A 16,296-nucleotide genomic window follows, 5' to 3' on the forward strand; every position below is an offset into this window, starting at 1 on the left:
TTTTCACCGTCCTAAACCATGATAAGGACTCTTTATCAGTCTCTTTAAAAATTACAATCACCAATACTCTTGAACGACAACAAGAAGGGGACTATAATAGCCTCAGTTTTATTTAATAGATTCAAGCTAAAGGAGGTTATTATGACTGTTAATGTTTTAACCGCTCTGATCTTAGTGGTAGCCCTTGCTTTTCTAGCTCTCCTGGTTTATTTCCATCGGAAAAAAGTAGGTTTCACCACTTCTGTCTTTACTGCACTCATCACTGGGACCGCTTTTGGCCTAGTCCTGCAACTACTACTGGGGGCTGAACATCCTGCTCTTATAAGTGCCCTCGATTGGTTAGGGATTGTTGCAGATGGCTATGTTTCCCTCTTAAAAATGTTGATCATTCCTCTGGTTTTTATCTCCTTGGTCAGTGCCTTTACGCAGCTAGATATTACACAAAATATTAGAAAAATTGCTGGAAATACGCTGACGGTCCTGCTTGGAACCACCGCTGTAGCCTCCCTGATTGGCTATTCTTCAGTGATTCTCTTCCATCTGCAAGGAGCTAACTTTGCAGGCAGTGCTAATAAAGAAGCCTTGGCCAGTATCCAAGAACATCAAGATGAACTCGCCGGTCTAACCCTGCCTCAGCAAATTGTCAGCTTCCTACCAAGCAATATCTTCGCTGATTTTGCAGAAACTCGGGCAACCAGTACCATCGCTATTGTGATCTTTGCTTTATTTGTTGGCTTTGCCTTCTTAAGAGTTAAGAAAGCTGACCCTGATAGCGCTGAGCTGTTTGCTAAAATTATCAAGAGCTTTCAGCTAATCATAAACCGTATTGTCAAGCTAGTCCTATCACTGACACCTTATGGTATCTTTGCTTTAATCACAAGAGCCAGTGCTGTGAATTCGCTAGATACAATAGGACGTCTGGGAATCTTTATACTAGCCATCTATGCTGCGCTAATCACAGTACTCCTAGTCCATACAGCCCTACTGCTGTTCAATGGAATCAATCCTATCCTCTACTTCAAGAAAGCTTGGCCAGCTCTTATCTTTGCCTTTAGCTCTCGTACGAGTGCTGGAACGCTGCCCCTGAACATTAAAATTCAAACAGAATCATTGGGGATCAATCCTACGATTGCCAACTTTGCGGCTAGCTTTGGATTGACGATTGGCCAAAATGGCTGTGCTGGTGTTTATCCTTCTATGATCGCCACTATTATCGCACCAACAGTTGGAATTAATGTTTTTTCATGGCAATTTATCCTGACTCTAATAGCTATCGATGTCATCGCCTCCTTTGGTGTAGCCGGTGTCGGCGGAGGTGCTTTATTCACCGCCTTGATCGTACTTGGCAGTCTCAATCTGCCAGTAGCCACATTGGGAGTTTTGATTGCTGTTGATCCTATTGTTGATATGGGTCGTACCTTGGTCAATGTCAATGACAGCATTCTAGCCGGTATCATCACAGCTAAAAGAACCAATCAGCTAGATACCCGTTTGCTCAATGACACTGACTCCATTGTCACTAGCACTTTATAGGCTCCCATCAGCACCACTAAAGATTTCAAATAAAGGCATAAAAAAAGGGTGAGACAATAAGTCTCGACCCTTTTTATTTTTAACGATTATCAATTGTTTCTGGATATAGATCGTGATTCATGAGACGGTAATTAGCCATCTCTTCATACTTGGTGCCTGGACGACCGTAATTGAAGTAGGGATCGATTGAAATACCGCCTCGTGGGGTGAATTTACCCCAAACTTCTAGATAGCGAGGCTTTAGCAGGTCGATCAAATCCTTACCAATAGTATTGATACAATTCTCATGGAAATCACCATGATTACGATAAGAGAAAAGGTAGAGTTTAAGTGATTTCGACTCTACACAGAGCTCGTCGGGAATATAAGATAGGTAGATAGTTGCAAAATCAGGCTGCCCAGTAATAGGGCAAAGTGAGGTGAATTCTGGACAGTTGAACTTGATAAAGTAATCATTATCTTGATGGCGATTTTGGAAGGATTCCAAAATACTTGGATCATAGTCAAAAACATAAGGAACTTTTTGATTCCCTAGTAGGGTCAAATCTTTCATTTCGTCTTGAGTCATTTAAGACCTTCTTTCTAAATATAGTTAGACACCACGTTTATTATCATAAACGAGTGTGTGGAGTTGAGGGAGAACACGGACATTACCCCAGCTATCATCCTTAGCTATACGGTCCCAGAGCTGGCCAAGGCGCTCCAGTTGATGCGCCACAATACTACCATCTGCCTTAGGCTCAGGATTTCCTGCTGAAAGATAGAGGACATCAGGCTGATAGCGCTCCTGAATCATCTTAGCAAAGTCTAAGTCCTCATCATTAAAGATTGGAATCTTAAAGGTTACACGCTCTCTAGGAAGTTTAGCTACGATAAAGTCTAGGGTTTCCATATTGACCTCCATCTTACTTGATGGTGGCTTAGGACTCAAGGTCACATCATCGATATCAAGAAGCCACTCCTGCCAACGTGATCCTTGGGTTTCGACAGCCAAGGTCACACCACGTGCCTTAAGTTTGCTCACTAACTCAGCCATATTGGCTGACAGTAGGCAAGGATTCCCCCCAGAGAGAGTGACATAATCATAAGTCCCCAAAGCATCTAAAGCTGCGATAACCTCATCGCTGGTCATGCGAGTTGGCTTCTCTGAACCATCCCAAGTAAAGGCAGAATCACACCAGTCACAATGATAATCACACCCACCCGTACGGATAAACATGGTCTTTTGACCGATAGCACGTCCTTCTCCTTGAAAGGTTGGACCAAATATTTCTAAAACGGGTAATTTTAGTACACGTTCTCTAACCACTAGTCTTCCTCCCAATCCCTGCGAAATTCTGCATAAGAAGTCGGAGTCTCATATAGGCGGACATGCTCCATACGCAAGCCCCGCTCATCCGGTAAACTTTGCTTCACCCTTTGATAGATCCAGTAAACCATATTTTCTGCTGTCGTATTCATATAGGGTAAACTTTCATTAAGATAGCGATGATCCAGCTTGGGTTCCAGCTCTTTTTTATAGATAGCCTTAAGATCCCCAAAATCATAGGTCATTCCCTTGGCATCTAAGTAGCCGCTGATCGCAATCTCTAACTGATAGGTATGACCATGCAAGGCTTTACATTTCCCCTCATATTGGAAAAGGTGATGAGCTGCATCAAAGGTAAAGGACTTGGACACCAAAACACGTCTAGGAGCATAGACTAGGGACTCGCCGGTCTCTTGTTTGATTTCCTTGGGTGCTAAAAACATCAGCGAGCCTCCCTTTTGGACAGATAAGTGTCTAAACCATGCTGACGAAGCTTACAAGCGGGACACTCACCGCAACCTTTACCGATAATGCCATTGTAGCAAGTCAGTGTCCTTTCTCGTACATAGTCAAAGGTACCTAAGTTATCGGCTAAGGCCCACGTTTCAGCCTTGTCCAGCCACATGAGTGGAGTCTGAATGACAAAATCGTAAGCCATAGCTAGATTGAGAGTGACGTTAAGCGATTTGACAAAAACATCACGACAGTCAGGATAACCAGAAAAGTCAGTCTCGCAGACCCCGGTCACGATATCAGTGATTCCCTTTTGCTTAGCTAGAACAGCTGCAAAGGATAAAAAGAGATGGTTGCGCCCATCTACAAACGTATTTGGCACCTCTCCTTCTTTTGCTTCAATGTCCATATCACTGGTCAAAGCATTGGTTGTGATTTGGCTCAGTAAAGACATATCAAGGATATGATGCTCGATACCCTGCTCCTTGGCAATCGCTTTGGCAACCTCTACCTCTTGCTCATGACGCTGGCCATAGACAAAAGTCACTGCTTCTACATGCTGGTAGTGCTCCATTGCCCAAAACAGACAGGTTGTTGAATCCTGACCACCACTAAAGACGACCAGAGCTGATTTTCGTTTCATATGAGATACACCCCTTTATCTTTCCTAACTGATGGCAAAAGAAAAAGCCCTTACCAACTTGGTAAAGACCACCCAAATATGCTTGCGCAGGTTTTTTTTAGTGATGGCTTTTCCCAAACATCAGTCTATAATAAATGCTTCATTATAGTAACACGATCAGTAGGGAAAAGCAAGTAAACGAGCAAAAATAGATCCTTGATCATTAGTCTTCCATTAGCTTAACAATCCCAAATCATACTTCCAAATCAAGATACGTTTCACTGACTTGTCTATAGCTTTTTCAGAGAGATCACCAGCATCAATCTTATCCAGGAGATAAGGAATCTGCGATTGATAAGACGATCCCATAATAATATCATTGCCAGCGGCGAGAACACGATAAGCAGCCTCATCCTGACTAACAAAATCTGCCAAGCCCGCCATATCCAGATCATCTGTCATAATAACTCCCTCAAACCCTAAATCCTGTCTCAAAAGCTGATTGATCTTAGGTGAGATGGAGGAAGGAACATCATCAATAGCCGTCATAATATTATGGGACACAAGGACACTGTCTGCTCCAGCCTCTATTCCGGCTTTAAAAGGAAGTAAATCAGATTTTTTCAGCTCAGACAGCTTTCGCTTATCCCTGATAATATCAGTATGGCTATCTCCATTATTACCATAACCTGGGAAGTGTTTGAGGGTAGAGCCCACTTTTTGCTCCTTGAGGGTAGTTACCACCTGACTGACATAATCTGCTGTTTTATTAGCATCTTGACCGATGGTACGACCATAAATAAAAGCTGAGGGATCTGTTGCAACATCAGCAACTGGAAAAAGTCCTGCATTGATCCCCACAGATTTGAGAGTCTGAGCCTTAGTCTGAGTATCTTTGACAATCGCCTGAATACCGCCATGTTTATAGAGGGACATGGGAGAAGCAAAAGGCTTGTCCAAAATACTACTCAGCCGTGTAACACTTCCTCCCTCTTCATCTGATCCAATCAGCATAGGGATATTAGCCGCATCTTGATAGGACTTGGTTAAAGACTTGAGACTATCCCTTGTCTGGCCTTCAAAGTCCTTGCCAAACAGGAGATAACCACCTAAATGATAGGTTTGGATATCCTTGACTTGGTCTTTTTCAGGGACTCTAGCCCAAAAAAGCTGGCCAACCTTTTCCTCAAGCGTCATATCTGAGAGAATCTTATCCACAACTTTATCACGATGGGCTATCTGAGCCTGCTGAGCCGACCTTTCTTTATCTGACTTTATAGAACGAGAGCGTTCCTGAGGCAAAACAAAAAGGGGACTCAAGACCAGACTCAAAATCAAGACTAGAAAGAAACTATGGACAATAAGGGGTTTAATGCGTCTTCTCATAATGTGCTCATTATAACATTTTCCAAAAAGAGAAAAAAGCAATCACCTTTTAGCCTGTAGCACAACACCACACTTATCAAAAGGGTAAAGGGGCTCTTTTATATAGAATCAAAAACCACCTGTTTAATGGGTGGTCATGATTGTGATAAAGGAAACCCTGTCATAGTTTGAGCGTCATAAATATCTAGACCTCTCGATTCCAATCGCTGTCTATATCACGAAACGGCTGGATGTCCTGGACATATTCGAGAACACCTTGAAACTCTTGCTTCTCATCACGTACAGCCACATAAGTGACAAAAACGAATTTACCTGTACGTTCAGACTTAAACCACATCTCTACTTTATCTCGCTCACCGGAGCGTAAGAGATTAAAAATTTTCTTGACCTTATCCAGCAATTTTGGTGGATGGCAGAGCTCGACATGACGGCCAATCTGACTAGGGGTTCGCTTGAAGATCATTTCAGAAGAGGGAAGGCTATCATTATAGTATTGGAAAATATCATCTTTATTGACAAAGGTAATTTCTAAGGGGAGATGATTGAGAATGAGATTGGCTTGATCCATAGACAAATAACCGTTTCCCATTGGCTCTACCTGTGAACGGTCTGTAGGACTATCACCTTGTTTCGGGGTGAAACTAATGGTGAATTGGCCATGCGGAGTGTCAATGGTCATCGCACCATCACTACCAGCAGTAGATACCATTGTTTTTGGCTGATCGCTGCTTTCGTGCTCAAAGGATTCACGATGGGGGACCCATTTTTCACTCGGCCGAATAATAGCATAACCATAGGCCTCACTTTCATCCCTAACTTGCAACCAATCGTCTTGCGTAAATGTTTCCAATAAAATCATCAGCAGGATAGATTCTTCTTTGAAGATCATTTCTTCAAATTCCTTAGCGAATACCTCAAAAGAGGCAGACACTTCCTGAATAGGAACATCAGGCAATCGGTCCACGAGAGCCCTGCTTTCTTTAAAGAGAACCCTAATCTCGTCATCTACTCCCCACATGACCCTCGGGGGAGCGTCATGACCATAGCGCTCCATAATAGGAAAAAAGAGCTTTTCTTTTCGTGTATAATGAATATGAAATTGCCCTAAAAGATCCATTTGGTGTGTGAGACCTGTGATGATCTCCTCCCTAAAAGCCTCATTGTCCGGTGCTGCATATTGATCTAAAATCCGGCGGATACGCAGGAGAGCTGCTCGCAGGGCTAAATTTTCCTCTTTAAAGATATATACTGGATGGCCAGGATGGTCTATATCATCTGCTTCTACCCCCTCTACTGCTCCTTTAAAAAGATTGGCATGAACATTACACAATTTCATGACATCCTCAAACCCTACACCTGTTTCAGCAGACATTAGCTCATGCTCCATCATAGAAATTTCCATGGCTGACACACCCTTAAAGTGTTGGTTAAAGCGCTCTTGTACCGATTCTGGACTAGCTCCTCGGTGCAGATCCAATAAGATGTCTTTTAGAATGTCAACACGTTCTGCTGTCATTGTTGCTCTCCTTCCACTTGGTAGCCATTAAACTCTAGGGTCCGTATAATTTTATCCAGCGGGATACGAGCTATTTTGGCTCCAGCCTGTAAACTAGTTGTCCGTCCCACTGTTTCTAACATAAGAGGATTAGCCAAGGGTTTAAAGCCCAGATCGACCAAGAGCTCTTTTAATTCTGGATGCTCTTCTACAAGCTGCGCTACTGGCTTTGACAAATCGATGGTATTGCTCATCATGGTTGACCTCTTTTCTAATCTTATCTTTATTATAACGAAATTTGCTAAAAAAGTAAGAGTAGGACTCAATCAGTAAGCCGTGAGAAAACCATAATTTACTGCCTTTCCTAGCCCCCTCATTGTTAGGCTCAGATTGAAATCCTCCACTTATATCGATACATGCACAAAATACCACCACATCAGGCGAGATGGTGGTATTTCTTAGTTTTAAACCGCACCGATGATATAGGTATCCACGTGTTTGTGATTTTTAACTCATAGATTTGGCCTATTATTTAAGTTAAATCGCACAGCTATAATGGCTATGAGGCAAGTCACTATAGCACTAACGACCATTAAAATAGAACTGCTTACTAGGAAAAGGCAACTAAGGAGTAAAATGATCTGGGAGAACGTTTCTGATCGAACGCCTAAAAAGAAAAGAAAGGATAGAAATCAATAATTCGAAGAATTTGATTTCTATCCCACTCTCTCTTACTTATGTTTCGCAAAACGACCACGTCGCTTGCGCTTTCTCATCGGTTGAGGGGCTTCTAGCAAGTCAGATTCAGACTGACCACTCTCCTCAGGAAATGGCTGATCGTCTTGATCATCCGCACTAAAACTAGGACCCGTCACCAGTTCAGCATAGGCCACCGGAACGGTCTGAAACTTTTTAGCAACTGAAACTGATACACGATCAGAATCCGTTTTAGAAGCGGCTTCCTGAGCGACACTATTTTTACTGACACCGGCTGCTTGGGAGGCACTCTCTTCTAAAGTATCAGACAGACTGACTTCAGCTAATTTTTGCTCCAGCTTTTCTTCCTCACTTGCTGCCTCATCAAGATCTGATCCAGATCTCAATTCCCATTCGATCCCACTAGTATCGCCATCTTCACTGTCTTCCTCTTCTTCATCATCTTCATAACCAAAGACCTCAGCAGACGAGGCTAGGCGAGACTTTCTAGATGATTCTTGAACATAGTCATCCTCATCATCGAATCTTCGGTTTTTCCTGCCTTTTTTAGAAGGTCTGGTAATCTCTTCGTAGTAAGCCATAGACGTAGACTTGAAAAAGTGTGATAACAACCATAGGAAAAAGATAATCTGGATAAATAGCCAACCAGCAAAAGGGAAAAGCAACTGGCGAACAGCCTTATCCAAGCTCTCGATACTACCATCTTTAGCGACAAAACCAGCATCGATCTGATTCCAAACTTTATAGACATAGATGGTGTGCATGACCACAAAAGCAAAGAGGGCCAAAGATACAAGAAAAATCAAGAAGACCATCACTCGTTTTAAAACATTTTTTGTCTGACGTGACATATAAGCGCCAACTTTCTAATCATACAATATATATTCCACTATAGGAAGTAAAGCAGTTGTTAACTGCCTTCAGAAGACAAAGACTCATTTAATCGCTTCTGCCTGACATGATTGGCAATAAGCTTATAAAGGGTAGCTGCTGATGGTACGGCAATCAACATTCCAAAAACACCGCCCAAGGTTGCCCCGATAGAAATAGATAAAATGACCCACATTCCAGGAAGGCCGATAGAACCGCCAACGACACGTGGATAAATCAGATTCCCTTCAAATTGTTGTAAAATGACAACATAAACCACAAAGAACAAGGCTTGAGGGACCGACTGCGTCATAATTAAAATCGATCCGATGACAACCCCGATATAGGCCCCCACAACAGGAATTAAGGCAGTAAAGCCTACTAAAATACCAATCGTTCCAGCATAAGGGAGCTTAAAGAGAATCATTCCAAAAGAGCACAGACTCCCTAAAATAATAGCCTCGATGGTCTGTCCCTTGAAAAAGCCATGAAAACTCTCATGAGCTATCCGTCTCACATAGTGAAACTGCTCTTCATACTGTGGTAAATAAGCATGAATCAGCATATTCCCCTGACGTCCTAACTTTTCCTTTCCTGCTAAGACATAGATAGAAAAGATAAGGCTGACAAAGACAGAAACCAGGCGAGAAGCCAAAGAGGTGGTCGATGCTAAAATACCACTCAAGATCCCAACCACTGTAGAGGAAATCTGTTCATTATAGCGAGCTAGAAGGTCGTTAACACTCTTATCCAGATCAATATTAAAATCTGTCAGGACTTTTCTGACCCCTTCACTCTTTTGCAAGTTATCCAAACTCTTAGCAATCCCCTCAAAATCGATCTTAGTCAAGGATTTCAGACTATCGACCAAATCAGGCAAAACAATCGAGAAAATGAAAAAAATAGCAATGATAAAGGTCAAATAGGACAGCAGCATACTAATAGCACGATGACCAGGAATATCTTTTTTGAAGATCAGGCGCATCAAATCTTCGTAGCTACTCATGACGATATTGATGATATAGGCCAATCCACCTCCCATCAAGAAGGGAAAACTAGCGCCATAGACCTTACCGAGAATATCTTGCGCTAAGGACCAATATGTCACCGTCGCATAAATCACAGCAATCACTAAGAACAGATAGCCAAAATGTCGTTTTGTAAGTTTCATATAAGTATTATACCCTCTCCAGCAAAATAAAACCAGTCAAAATTATTGATATGACTGGTTTTATTTTATATTAGATGATCTTGTTAAGAGAGCTCACTGATCTTGGACAAGTCAGCCAAAGCCCTCTCCGCAATCTTTTCATAGCGCTCCTTCTTATCACGAATACGTGGCCCCTCAAGCTCTTTTATGATCCCAAAGTTGACATTCATAGGCTGGAAGTGCTTACTATCAGTATGAGTCACATAGTGCGGAAGACTTCCAATAGCTGTTGTTTCCGGGAAGATCAGAGGGTCTTCTCCTTTAAATAAACGAGCTGCATTGATCCCAGCTACTAATCCAGAAGCAGCTGACTCGACATAACCTTCAACTCCTGTCATCTGACCAGCAAAGAAAAGATTAGGATTCTTACGAGACTGAAAGGTTTGGGTTAAAAGATTAGGCGAATCCATGTAAGAATTGCGGTGCATGACCCCATAACGGACAAACTCAGCATTTTCAAGTCCGGGAATCATCTGGAAGACACGCTTTTGCTCACCCCATTTAAGATGCGTCTGGAAACCAACGATATTGTAAAGACTTCCTGCCGCATTATCTTGACGGAGCTGAACAACGGCATAAGGGGTCTTGAAATCACCATCACGAGGTCCCTCATAATCATCTGGATACTCCAAGCCAACTGGCTTCATGGGGCCATAAAGCATAGTCTTAACCCCACGCTTAGCCATGACTTCAATCGGCATACAGCCCTCAAAATATTTTTCCTTTTCAAACTCATTGAGAGGCGCTTCCTCAGCATTGATCAAAGCCTCATGGAAAGCCATAAATTCTTCTTTTGTCATCGGACAGTTGAGATAGGCAGCCTCACCCTTGTCATAGCGAGACTTGAGATAGACCTTGCTCATATCAACTGTACTGATATCAACAATTGGGGCTGCTGCATCGTAGAAATAAAAGCCTTCCCCACCATTAAGAGTATGGATTTTCTCAGCCAATGCATCTGAGGTCAAAGGTCCCGTCGCAACTACAGTGATCGCATCTTCGGGAATATCTGTGATTTCCCCACGAACAACCTCGATCAAGGGATGATTGCTGATTTCATCAGTAACCGCTTGCGCATAGCCCTCACGGTCCACTGCCATAGCTCCACCGGCAGGGACACGATGGTCTTCACCATTACGCATAATAATGGAATCCAAGCGGCGCATCTCCTCTTTCAAAAGGCCGACCGCATTGGTCAAACTATCTCCACGAAAGGAATTGGAACAAACTAATTCAGCAAAATTGCTTGTTTTATGCTGAGGAGTGGCTTTAACCCCACGCATTTCATAAAGCTTAACAGGAATACCACGCTTAGCGATTTGGTAGGCGGCTTCTGAGCCTGCCAAGCCCGCTCCGATAACATTAATATAAGATTGAGACAAAACTAATACCTCTTTGCTAGGAAGCCCTAGCTCAAATCTTTCTACAAATTTTCGTCAATGGACTAGGCTATTATAGCATAAAATCAGTAAAATAAAGGGGACACGATGCCCTAGCATAAAAAACTACTAGTAATGAGTGATCTCCAAAATAAAAGTCGCAAATTTGTCCATTCATTCAACAATCTAAAGATTTTAAGAATATCCAAAATATAACTAGCCCACTTCTTCTACCACTGGCTTATCCTTCATTTTCGGCACCAGATGTGCCTCAACAAAAGCATTGAAATCACACATACAATGGGTATCAATTTGCGTTTTTACTTGGATCATCTGACTATTGTTTTTCTCTTTATCCCAGCTCGGTGCTGTCCAAGTGACATTGCGATAGTCGCCCCAAAAGCTATTTTGCACTGGACCAACTGTTAAGGACAATTCCTGAGGATCCATTAGATAACTTTTCCCCGACAGTTTTAGGCGCAGGTAGCCTTCATTAGTCAGCTTAATTAAGACTTTTTGAGATGACAAACCCACAGCTAGATACAAACCCGCACCGAGCAAAAATAGATAAAATCCAAAATCATTATCCTGAAAACGAACAATCAAAAAGATGATGAATAGAAGAGGATAAAAGAAGGTGTGCAGACCGATTGGACCATAGCAAAAGAGAAAACGTCGTTTGACCTGGCGAGCCATAGCCCTGTGATCCGAAAGACCTATACTGGTCCTTTGGAAAATACGCAACCCCTTCTTATACTCCCAGCCGGTAGCTTCATGCTCAACGCTTAGTTTAGGAGCTATATGAGCGTCATAGAAAGTCCGAAAACTTTCAATGCTTTTGGGACTTAGTTGCCCTGACACTTCTCTAATCTTACCATTAATCGTTTTACCACGAATAATAATGGGATAATAAGTGATACTGGCTCTAGCAGACGTTTCTGAGACCATCTGTCCAAAATAAAATGTGACATTCCGCCATAAAAAACGCTTTTTACGAAACCATTGGCATAACACCAGATTATCCGTCTCCACACGGATTTGTAGAGGCATTCCCATAAATAAAAGAATGAGCAAAGCACCAAATAAAGCTATAGCCAAAGATACCAGACTCCCCTCCTGAGTAAAAAGTAACAAGCCAGACAGGATAAAAAAAGCTCCCATTCCTTGTGATAGCCTATAAACACCAGAGAGTTTTACAATATACTTTGGACTTTTCTCTTTCACACTAAAACCTTTCAACTATGTAATACCCTACTTGTAAAATTAAACTAGACAAAAAAAGCCACCTACGTTAGACTCAGATTATTATAGTCCCAGCTATGATGAAGTTTTTGGAACCATTCGAAACAACACAGCTCTAAAACCTCGTAGACTAATTTTTGTCTCGATATTTCGTAATCGTGCCATTTATCTCAGCCAGATTTCAGCTTCAAAATGATTCCTTTTAAACAATTTAATCATCTGCATTATACTCAAAAAAGCGCTAGAAATCAAGCTTTCCAACACTTCTAACTTTGTTTCATAATTGTAATTTTTTCTCTAAAGCCTTTGTTAATACTTCAGAGTAATTGACTTGATCACGATCAGCCAGTCGCACCAGCCATTCAGGAACCGTCACATTTTTTCGAATGGCTTTGCTATTCCTAAGATAAGGACTCGGATCCGCCTGAATCAGGGTAACGAAACCATCCTCAGCAGATATCGTCCCTATATCACTTGGTTTAGGTAATTTCATTCCTTCATCCAGATAAGAGGCCAATACACTCTCGAGCATTTGACGTGCATTCTTCATGGATTCTTCCAAGTCTTCTCCTTGCGTACCGCCACCAAATTCAGGAAATTCAACCCAGTATCCCTCTGCTTCCCTATGAAAAATTGCTGGATATGTTTTTAGCATAAGATTCCCTCCTTTATCATTACAAACCTAGATCTTTTAAAATTTTCTTTTCAAGACCAACTTTAACTGATTGATTTCCATGGATCGGAATCGTGACAATATAAGGTATGCCATCCTTCTTGAAATGATGATGACTACCTCGTACTCTAACCTCTTTCCAACCATTATTTACAGCTAACTTGGCTAATTCCTTTCCAGTTAAAGACAATGTGGAACTCCTTCTGTAATTATATGCGTATTATACGTATTTGTCAATTTAAAATAAAAGACAGACACCTCTTTAGTGTCTATCCTATTATCCGTATTCAACTTAAAAATGCTCACCTTTTTTTCGTCTTTGTACCAGGAGAATCACGACGGAGACCGTCTCCATAAATTTTCAATCTTTTGTGTATGCGTTTTCATGGAAATGTGATATGATACCAATGTGACAATAAATATTTTTTAAGGAGACCTATTATGAGTCAAGGTAAAGTTACTGCTTCTGCTGCCATGCTCAATGTTTTGAAAACATGGGGCGTGGATACCATTTATGGTATCCCCTCAGGAACTTTAAGTTCTTTGATGGATGCGCTGGCTGAAGATAAAGATATTAATTTCTTACAAGTTCGCCATGAAGAAACTGGAGCTCTTGCTGCTGTAATGCAGGCTAAGTTCGGTGGTTCTATTGGTGTGGCTATTGGATCTGGTGGTCCTGGTGCTACTCACTTGATCAACGGGGTCTACGACGCTGCTATGGATAATACACCATTCCTAGCAATCCTTGGATCCCGCCCAGTTAATGAGCTCAATATGGATGCTTTCCAGGAGCTCAACCAAAATCCAATGTACAATGGTATTGCCGTTTACAATAAGCGCGTCGCTTATGCCGAACAATTACCAAAAATTATCGATGAAGCCTGCCGTGCTGCCATGTCCAAAAAAGGACCAGCTGTCGTTGAAATCCCTGTCAACTTCGGTTTCCAAGAAATCGATGCAGACTCTTACTATGGTTCTGGATCTTACGAACGCACCTTCCTAGCACCAGCCCTAAATGAGACAGAAATTAATAAAGCTGTTGAGATTCTCAATCAAGCTAAACGTCCCGTTATCTACGCTGGTTTTGGTGGGGTCGGATCTGGTCCTGTTATTACAGAGCTGTCACGTAAAATCAAGGCACCAATCATTACGACTGGGAAAAACTTTGAAGCCTTTGAGTGGAACTACGAAGGATTGAGCGGTTCAGCCTACCGTGTTGGTTGGAAGCCTGCCAATGAGATTATCTTTGAAGCTGATACTGTCTTATTCATGGGATCTAATTTCCCCTTCTCAGAAGTTTATCAAGTCTTCAAAAACACTGAGAAATTTATCCAAGTGGATATCGACCCTTATAAACTCGGTAAGCGCCACGCCCTAGATGCTTCTATTCTAGGAGACGCTGGCCAAGCTGCCCAAGCCCTTTTAGAGCGAGTAGAGGCTGTCGAATCAACACCTTGGTGGCGTGCTGCTATCAAGAACAATCAAAACTGGCGTGATTACCTCACCAAGCTGGAAACAAAAAATCAAGGAGAACTCCAACTCTTCCAAGTTTACAACGCTATTAATAAATACGCTGACGAGGACGCTATCTACTCTATCGATGTCGGAAATACCACTCAAACCTCTACCCGTCACCTTCATATGACACCTAAAAATATGTGGCGGACCTCTCCTCTCTTTGCCACAATGGGGATTGCTTTGCCAGGAGGTATTGCGGCTAAGAAGGATAATCCAAATCGTCAAGTCTGGAATATCCTAGGAGATGGTGCCTTTGGCATGTCTTATCCAGATGTCATTACCAATGTTCAATACAATCTACCTGTTATCAATGTTGTCTTCTCAAATGCTGAATACGCCTTCATCAAGAACAAGTATGAAGATACCAATAAACACCTCTTTGGTGTTGACTTTACCAACCCAGATTACGTCAAAATTGCTGAAGCCCAAGGAGCTGTTGGCTTCCGTGTAGACCGGATTGAAGATATTGATGCTGTCGTCAAAGAAGCTATTGAGCTTAACAAAGCTGGTAAAACTATTGTTATCGATGCTCGCATTACTCAGGATCGTCCAATCCCAGTAGAGGTTCCTCAACTCGAATTGGATCCAAAACTTTATTCAGAAGATGCTATCGCAGCTTATAAAGAACGCTACGAAGCACAAGATTTGATTCCATTCCGCCTCTTCCTTGAAGAAGAAGGTTTAGAGTCACGTCATATTAAATAAGATCGCCGTCTATAGAAAAACAGCGACAATAAACGGGCCTAGGAACTCTTATCCTAGACCCGTTTTATAATATCTGCTAACTAAGAGATAATCAGATCTTATTCTTCCAGCAATCCTAGCTTGTCAAAAGCCTTGTAAAGACCGTCTTCTTCTACATCATCTGTCACCATATCTGCCATAGCCAAAAGCTCCGGACCGCTATTTCCCATGGCGACCCCGATCTCACAATAGGACAACATCGGAATATCTACCTTAGCATCTCCAAAGGCGATCGTATCTTTTTTATCAAGCTTCAAATGATCTAAGAGAACCTCTATCATATGAGCCTTATCAATACCAGCTACTCCTATATCACCAAAAAGCGCTGTCTCACCTCGACCTCCCCAGGTTCCTACTTTGAGATGAGGAAAAGCAGACTTAGCATCAAGATAGTCCTGATAACTATTCAAGATAAAACTGATTTTATTGACATCATCACGATAGAGATCCTCACCATAGAGTAAGCCATGGATGGCATCGTCTGCCTCCAAGTCTGCCACCTCTTGATCCGATGCTCCTTTACGTTTTGCATAAGCTCTAATGACTGGTCTTGCGACTTCTCTAAAATGTTCACTAGCAAAAAGGCCATTGTTACTCTCAATATAAAATTCTAATTGATGTTGACTCAGCCAATCAACAATCTCCTGACTATCCCTTTCAGATAGGACTTGGTGCATGAGAACTTGGCCATGATGCTCAAGATAAGAACCATTACCACCAATTAAACCATCCAAGCCAATCTTCCACAAGTTCGGCTGTATTTCAGCACGACTGCGACCGGTACACATATAGACGAGATGACCTTTGGAGCGTGCTTGCTGAATCGCCACAATAGCCGATTCAGGAATACGATTTTCATAGTCAACAAGCGTCCCATCAACATCTAAAAAAATAACTTTGCCAGCCATAGTTTCTCCTTATAACTTTTATAGCTATCACCATTATAAAAGGTTCTTACTCAAAAAGATAGAAACTTCCTCTTAAAAAATAATACTATCCTATGATTCTTTCACGATAAAAAGAGGCCTCCAAATATTTTGAGAGCGATCCAACGTCCAATAACCAAAGATCCCCAACTCCTATAAAGCAAAAAGAGAACCTTTTTAGGTTCTCTTTTGACTATTGCAAATTCCCTCATGTACTCT

At 41.9% G+C, this 16,296-nt stretch carries 16 protein-coding genes; 2 read left to right on the forward strand and 14 right to left on the reverse strand.

The window, feature by feature from the left end; all coding sequences use genetic code 11:
• Positions 1–141 precede the first annotated feature (141 nt).
• On the forward strand, positions 142–1,533 hold the full coding sequence (locus AC4HAI_RS06240; RefSeq protein ID WP_491079547.1) for a cation:dicarboxylate symporter family transporter: 1,392 nt from the start codon (positions 142–144) through the stop codon (positions 1,531–1,533).
• Positions 1,534–1,612: 79 nt separating this feature from the next.
• On the opposite strand, the gene queF is transcribed toward AC4HAI_RS06240, so the two are convergent.
• From queF to AC4HAI_RS06305, 13 genes are all read right to left on the reverse strand, one after another.
• Positions 1,613–2,101, reverse strand: a complete 489-nt coding sequence (gene queF, locus AC4HAI_RS06245; RefSeq protein WP_491079546.1) for a preQ(1) synthase — start codon at positions 2,099–2,101, stop codon at positions 1,613–1,615.
• A 24-nt stretch (positions 2,102–2,125) separates the two neighbouring features.
• Positions 2,126–2,842, reverse strand: a complete 717-nt coding sequence (gene queE / locus AC4HAI_RS06250) for a 7-carboxy-7-deazaguanine synthase QueE (RefSeq protein WP_491110899.1) — start codon at positions 2,840–2,842, stop codon at positions 2,126–2,128.
• The gene (gene queD, locus AC4HAI_RS06255; protein ID WP_491110901.1) at positions 2,842–3,285 is read right to left on the reverse strand and encodes a 6-carboxytetrahydropterin synthase QueD; all 444 of its coding nucleotides are present in this window, start codon (positions 3,283–3,285) and stop codon (positions 2,842–2,844) included. The genes queE and queD overlap by 1 nt, the downstream gene beginning before the upstream one ends.
• A complete protein-coding gene (gene queC, locus AC4HAI_RS06260; protein ID WP_491110902.1) occupies positions 3,285–3,938 on the reverse strand; it encodes a 7-cyano-7-deazaguanine synthase QueC in 654 nt (217 codons plus the stop codon). Before queC ends, queD begins: the two co-directional genes overlap by 1 nt.
• Positions 3,939–4,151: 213 nt before the next feature.
• Positions 4,152–5,303, reverse strand: a complete 1,152-nt coding sequence (locus AC4HAI_RS06265) for a glycoside hydrolase family 3 protein (protein WP_491110903.1) — start codon at positions 5,301–5,303, stop codon at positions 4,152–4,154.
• Between the two features lie 184 nt (positions 5,304–5,487).
• A complete protein-coding gene (locus AC4HAI_RS06270) occupies positions 5,488–6,819 on the reverse strand; it encodes a DUF438 domain-containing protein (RefSeq protein ID WP_491110904.1) in 1,332 nt (443 codons plus the stop codon).
• Positions 6,816–7,052 (reverse strand): DUF1858 domain-containing protein, encoded by a 237-nt coding sequence (locus AC4HAI_RS06275; RefSeq protein ID WP_491110941.1) that lies wholly within the window; start codon positions 7,050–7,052, stop codon positions 6,816–6,818. Before AC4HAI_RS06275 ends, AC4HAI_RS06270 begins: the two co-directional genes overlap by 4 nt.
• Before the next feature lie 477 nt (positions 7,053–7,529).
• On the reverse strand, positions 7,530–8,366 hold the full coding sequence (locus AC4HAI_RS06280; RefSeq protein ID WP_491110906.1) for a hypothetical protein: 837 nt from the start codon (positions 8,364–8,366) through the stop codon (positions 7,530–7,532).
• Positions 8,367–8,425: 59 nt separating this feature from the next.
• Positions 8,426–9,556, reverse strand: coding sequence for an AI-2E family transporter (locus tag AC4HAI_RS06285; RefSeq protein ID WP_491110907.1), 1,131 nt, complete (start codon positions 9,554–9,556; stop codon positions 8,426–8,428).
• A gap of 83 nt (positions 9,557–9,639) precedes the next feature.
• Positions 9,640–10,977: a methylenetetrahydrofolate--tRNA-(uracil(54)-C(5))-methyltransferase (FADH(2)-oxidizing) TrmFO gene (gene trmFO, locus AC4HAI_RS06290; protein WP_491110908.1), complete on the reverse strand. Its 1,338-nt coding sequence runs from the start codon at positions 10,975–10,977 to the stop codon at positions 9,640–9,642.
• Positions 10,978–11,190: 213 nt separating this feature from the next.
• On the reverse strand, positions 11,191–12,198 hold the full coding sequence (locus AC4HAI_RS06295) for a hypothetical protein (RefSeq protein ID WP_491110910.1): 1,008 nt from the start codon (positions 12,196–12,198) through the stop codon (positions 11,191–11,193).
• 295 nt (positions 12,199–12,493) lie between these two features.
• Positions 12,494–12,871, reverse strand: a complete 378-nt coding sequence (locus AC4HAI_RS06300) for a type II toxin-antitoxin system HicB family antitoxin (RefSeq protein WP_491079536.1) — start codon at positions 12,869–12,871, stop codon at positions 12,494–12,496.
• Between the two features lie 19 nt (positions 12,872–12,890).
• Entirely contained in the window at positions 12,891–13,079 is a 189-nt protein-coding gene (locus AC4HAI_RS06305; RefSeq protein WP_491110911.1) for a type II toxin-antitoxin system HicA family toxin, read from the reverse strand.
• A gap of 251 nt (positions 13,080–13,330) precedes the next feature.
• Between AC4HAI_RS06305 and spxB the strand changes: the two genes are divergently transcribed.
• Positions 13,331–15,112: a pyruvate oxidase gene (spxB, locus tag AC4HAI_RS06310; protein ID WP_491110913.1), complete on the forward strand. Its 1,782-nt coding sequence runs from the start codon at positions 13,331–13,333 to the stop codon at positions 15,110–15,112.
• Positions 15,113–15,210: 98 nt separating this feature from the next.
• Here the strand turns inward: spxB and AC4HAI_RS06315 are convergent, their stop codons facing one another.
• On the reverse strand, positions 15,211–16,059 hold the full coding sequence (locus tag AC4HAI_RS06315) for a Cof-type HAD-IIB family hydrolase (RefSeq protein ID WP_491110914.1): 849 nt from the start codon (positions 16,057–16,059) through the stop codon (positions 15,211–15,213).
• Positions 16,060–16,296: the final 237 nt, after the last annotated feature.

It is taken from the genome of Streptococcus sp. ALY_208 (genome assembly GCF_058314295.1).

Coding starts and splice junctions, on each gene's coding strand:
- AC4HAI_RS06240 (WP_491079547.1), top strand. CDS start 142: ATGACTGTTAATGTTTTAACCGCTCTGATCTTAGTGGTAGCCCTTGCT.
- queF (WP_491079546.1), bottom strand. CDS start 2,101: ATGACTCAAGACGAAATGAAAGATTTGACCCTACTAGGGAATCAAAAA.
- queD (WP_491110901.1), bottom strand. CDS start 3,285: ATGTTTTTAGCACCCAAGGAAATCAAACAAGAGACCGGCGAGTCCCTA.
- queC (WP_491110902.1), bottom strand. CDS start 3,938: ATGAAACGAAAATCAGCTCTGGTCGTCTTTAGTGGTGGTCAGGATTCA.
- AC4HAI_RS06265 (WP_491110903.1), bottom strand. CDS start 5,303: ATGAGAAGACGCATTAAACCCCTTATTGTCCATAGTTTCTTTCTAGTC.
- AC4HAI_RS06270 (WP_491110904.1), bottom strand. CDS start 6,819: ATGACAGCAGAACGTGTTGACATTCTAAAAGACATCTTATTGGATCTG.
- AC4HAI_RS06275 (WP_491110941.1), bottom strand. CDS start 7,052: ATGAGCAATACCATCGATTTGTCAAAGCCAGTAGCGCAGCTTGTAGAA.
- AC4HAI_RS06280 (WP_491110906.1), bottom strand. CDS start 8,366: ATGTCACGTCAGACAAAAAATGTTTTAAAACGAGTGATGGTCTTCTTG.
- AC4HAI_RS06285 (WP_491110907.1), bottom strand. CDS start 9,556: ATGAAACTTACAAAACGACATTTTGGCTATCTGTTCTTAGTGATTGCT.
- AC4HAI_RS06300 (WP_491079536.1), bottom strand. CDS start 12,871: ATGCTAAAAACATATCCAGCAATTTTTCATAGGGAAGCAGAGGGATAC.
- spxB (WP_491110913.1), top strand. CDS start 13,331: ATGAGTCAAGGTAAAGTTACTGCTTCTGCTGCCATGCTCAATGTTTTG.
- AC4HAI_RS06315 (WP_491110914.1), bottom strand. CDS start 16,059: ATGGCTGGCAAAGTTATTTTTTTAGATGTTGATGGGACGCTTGTTGAC.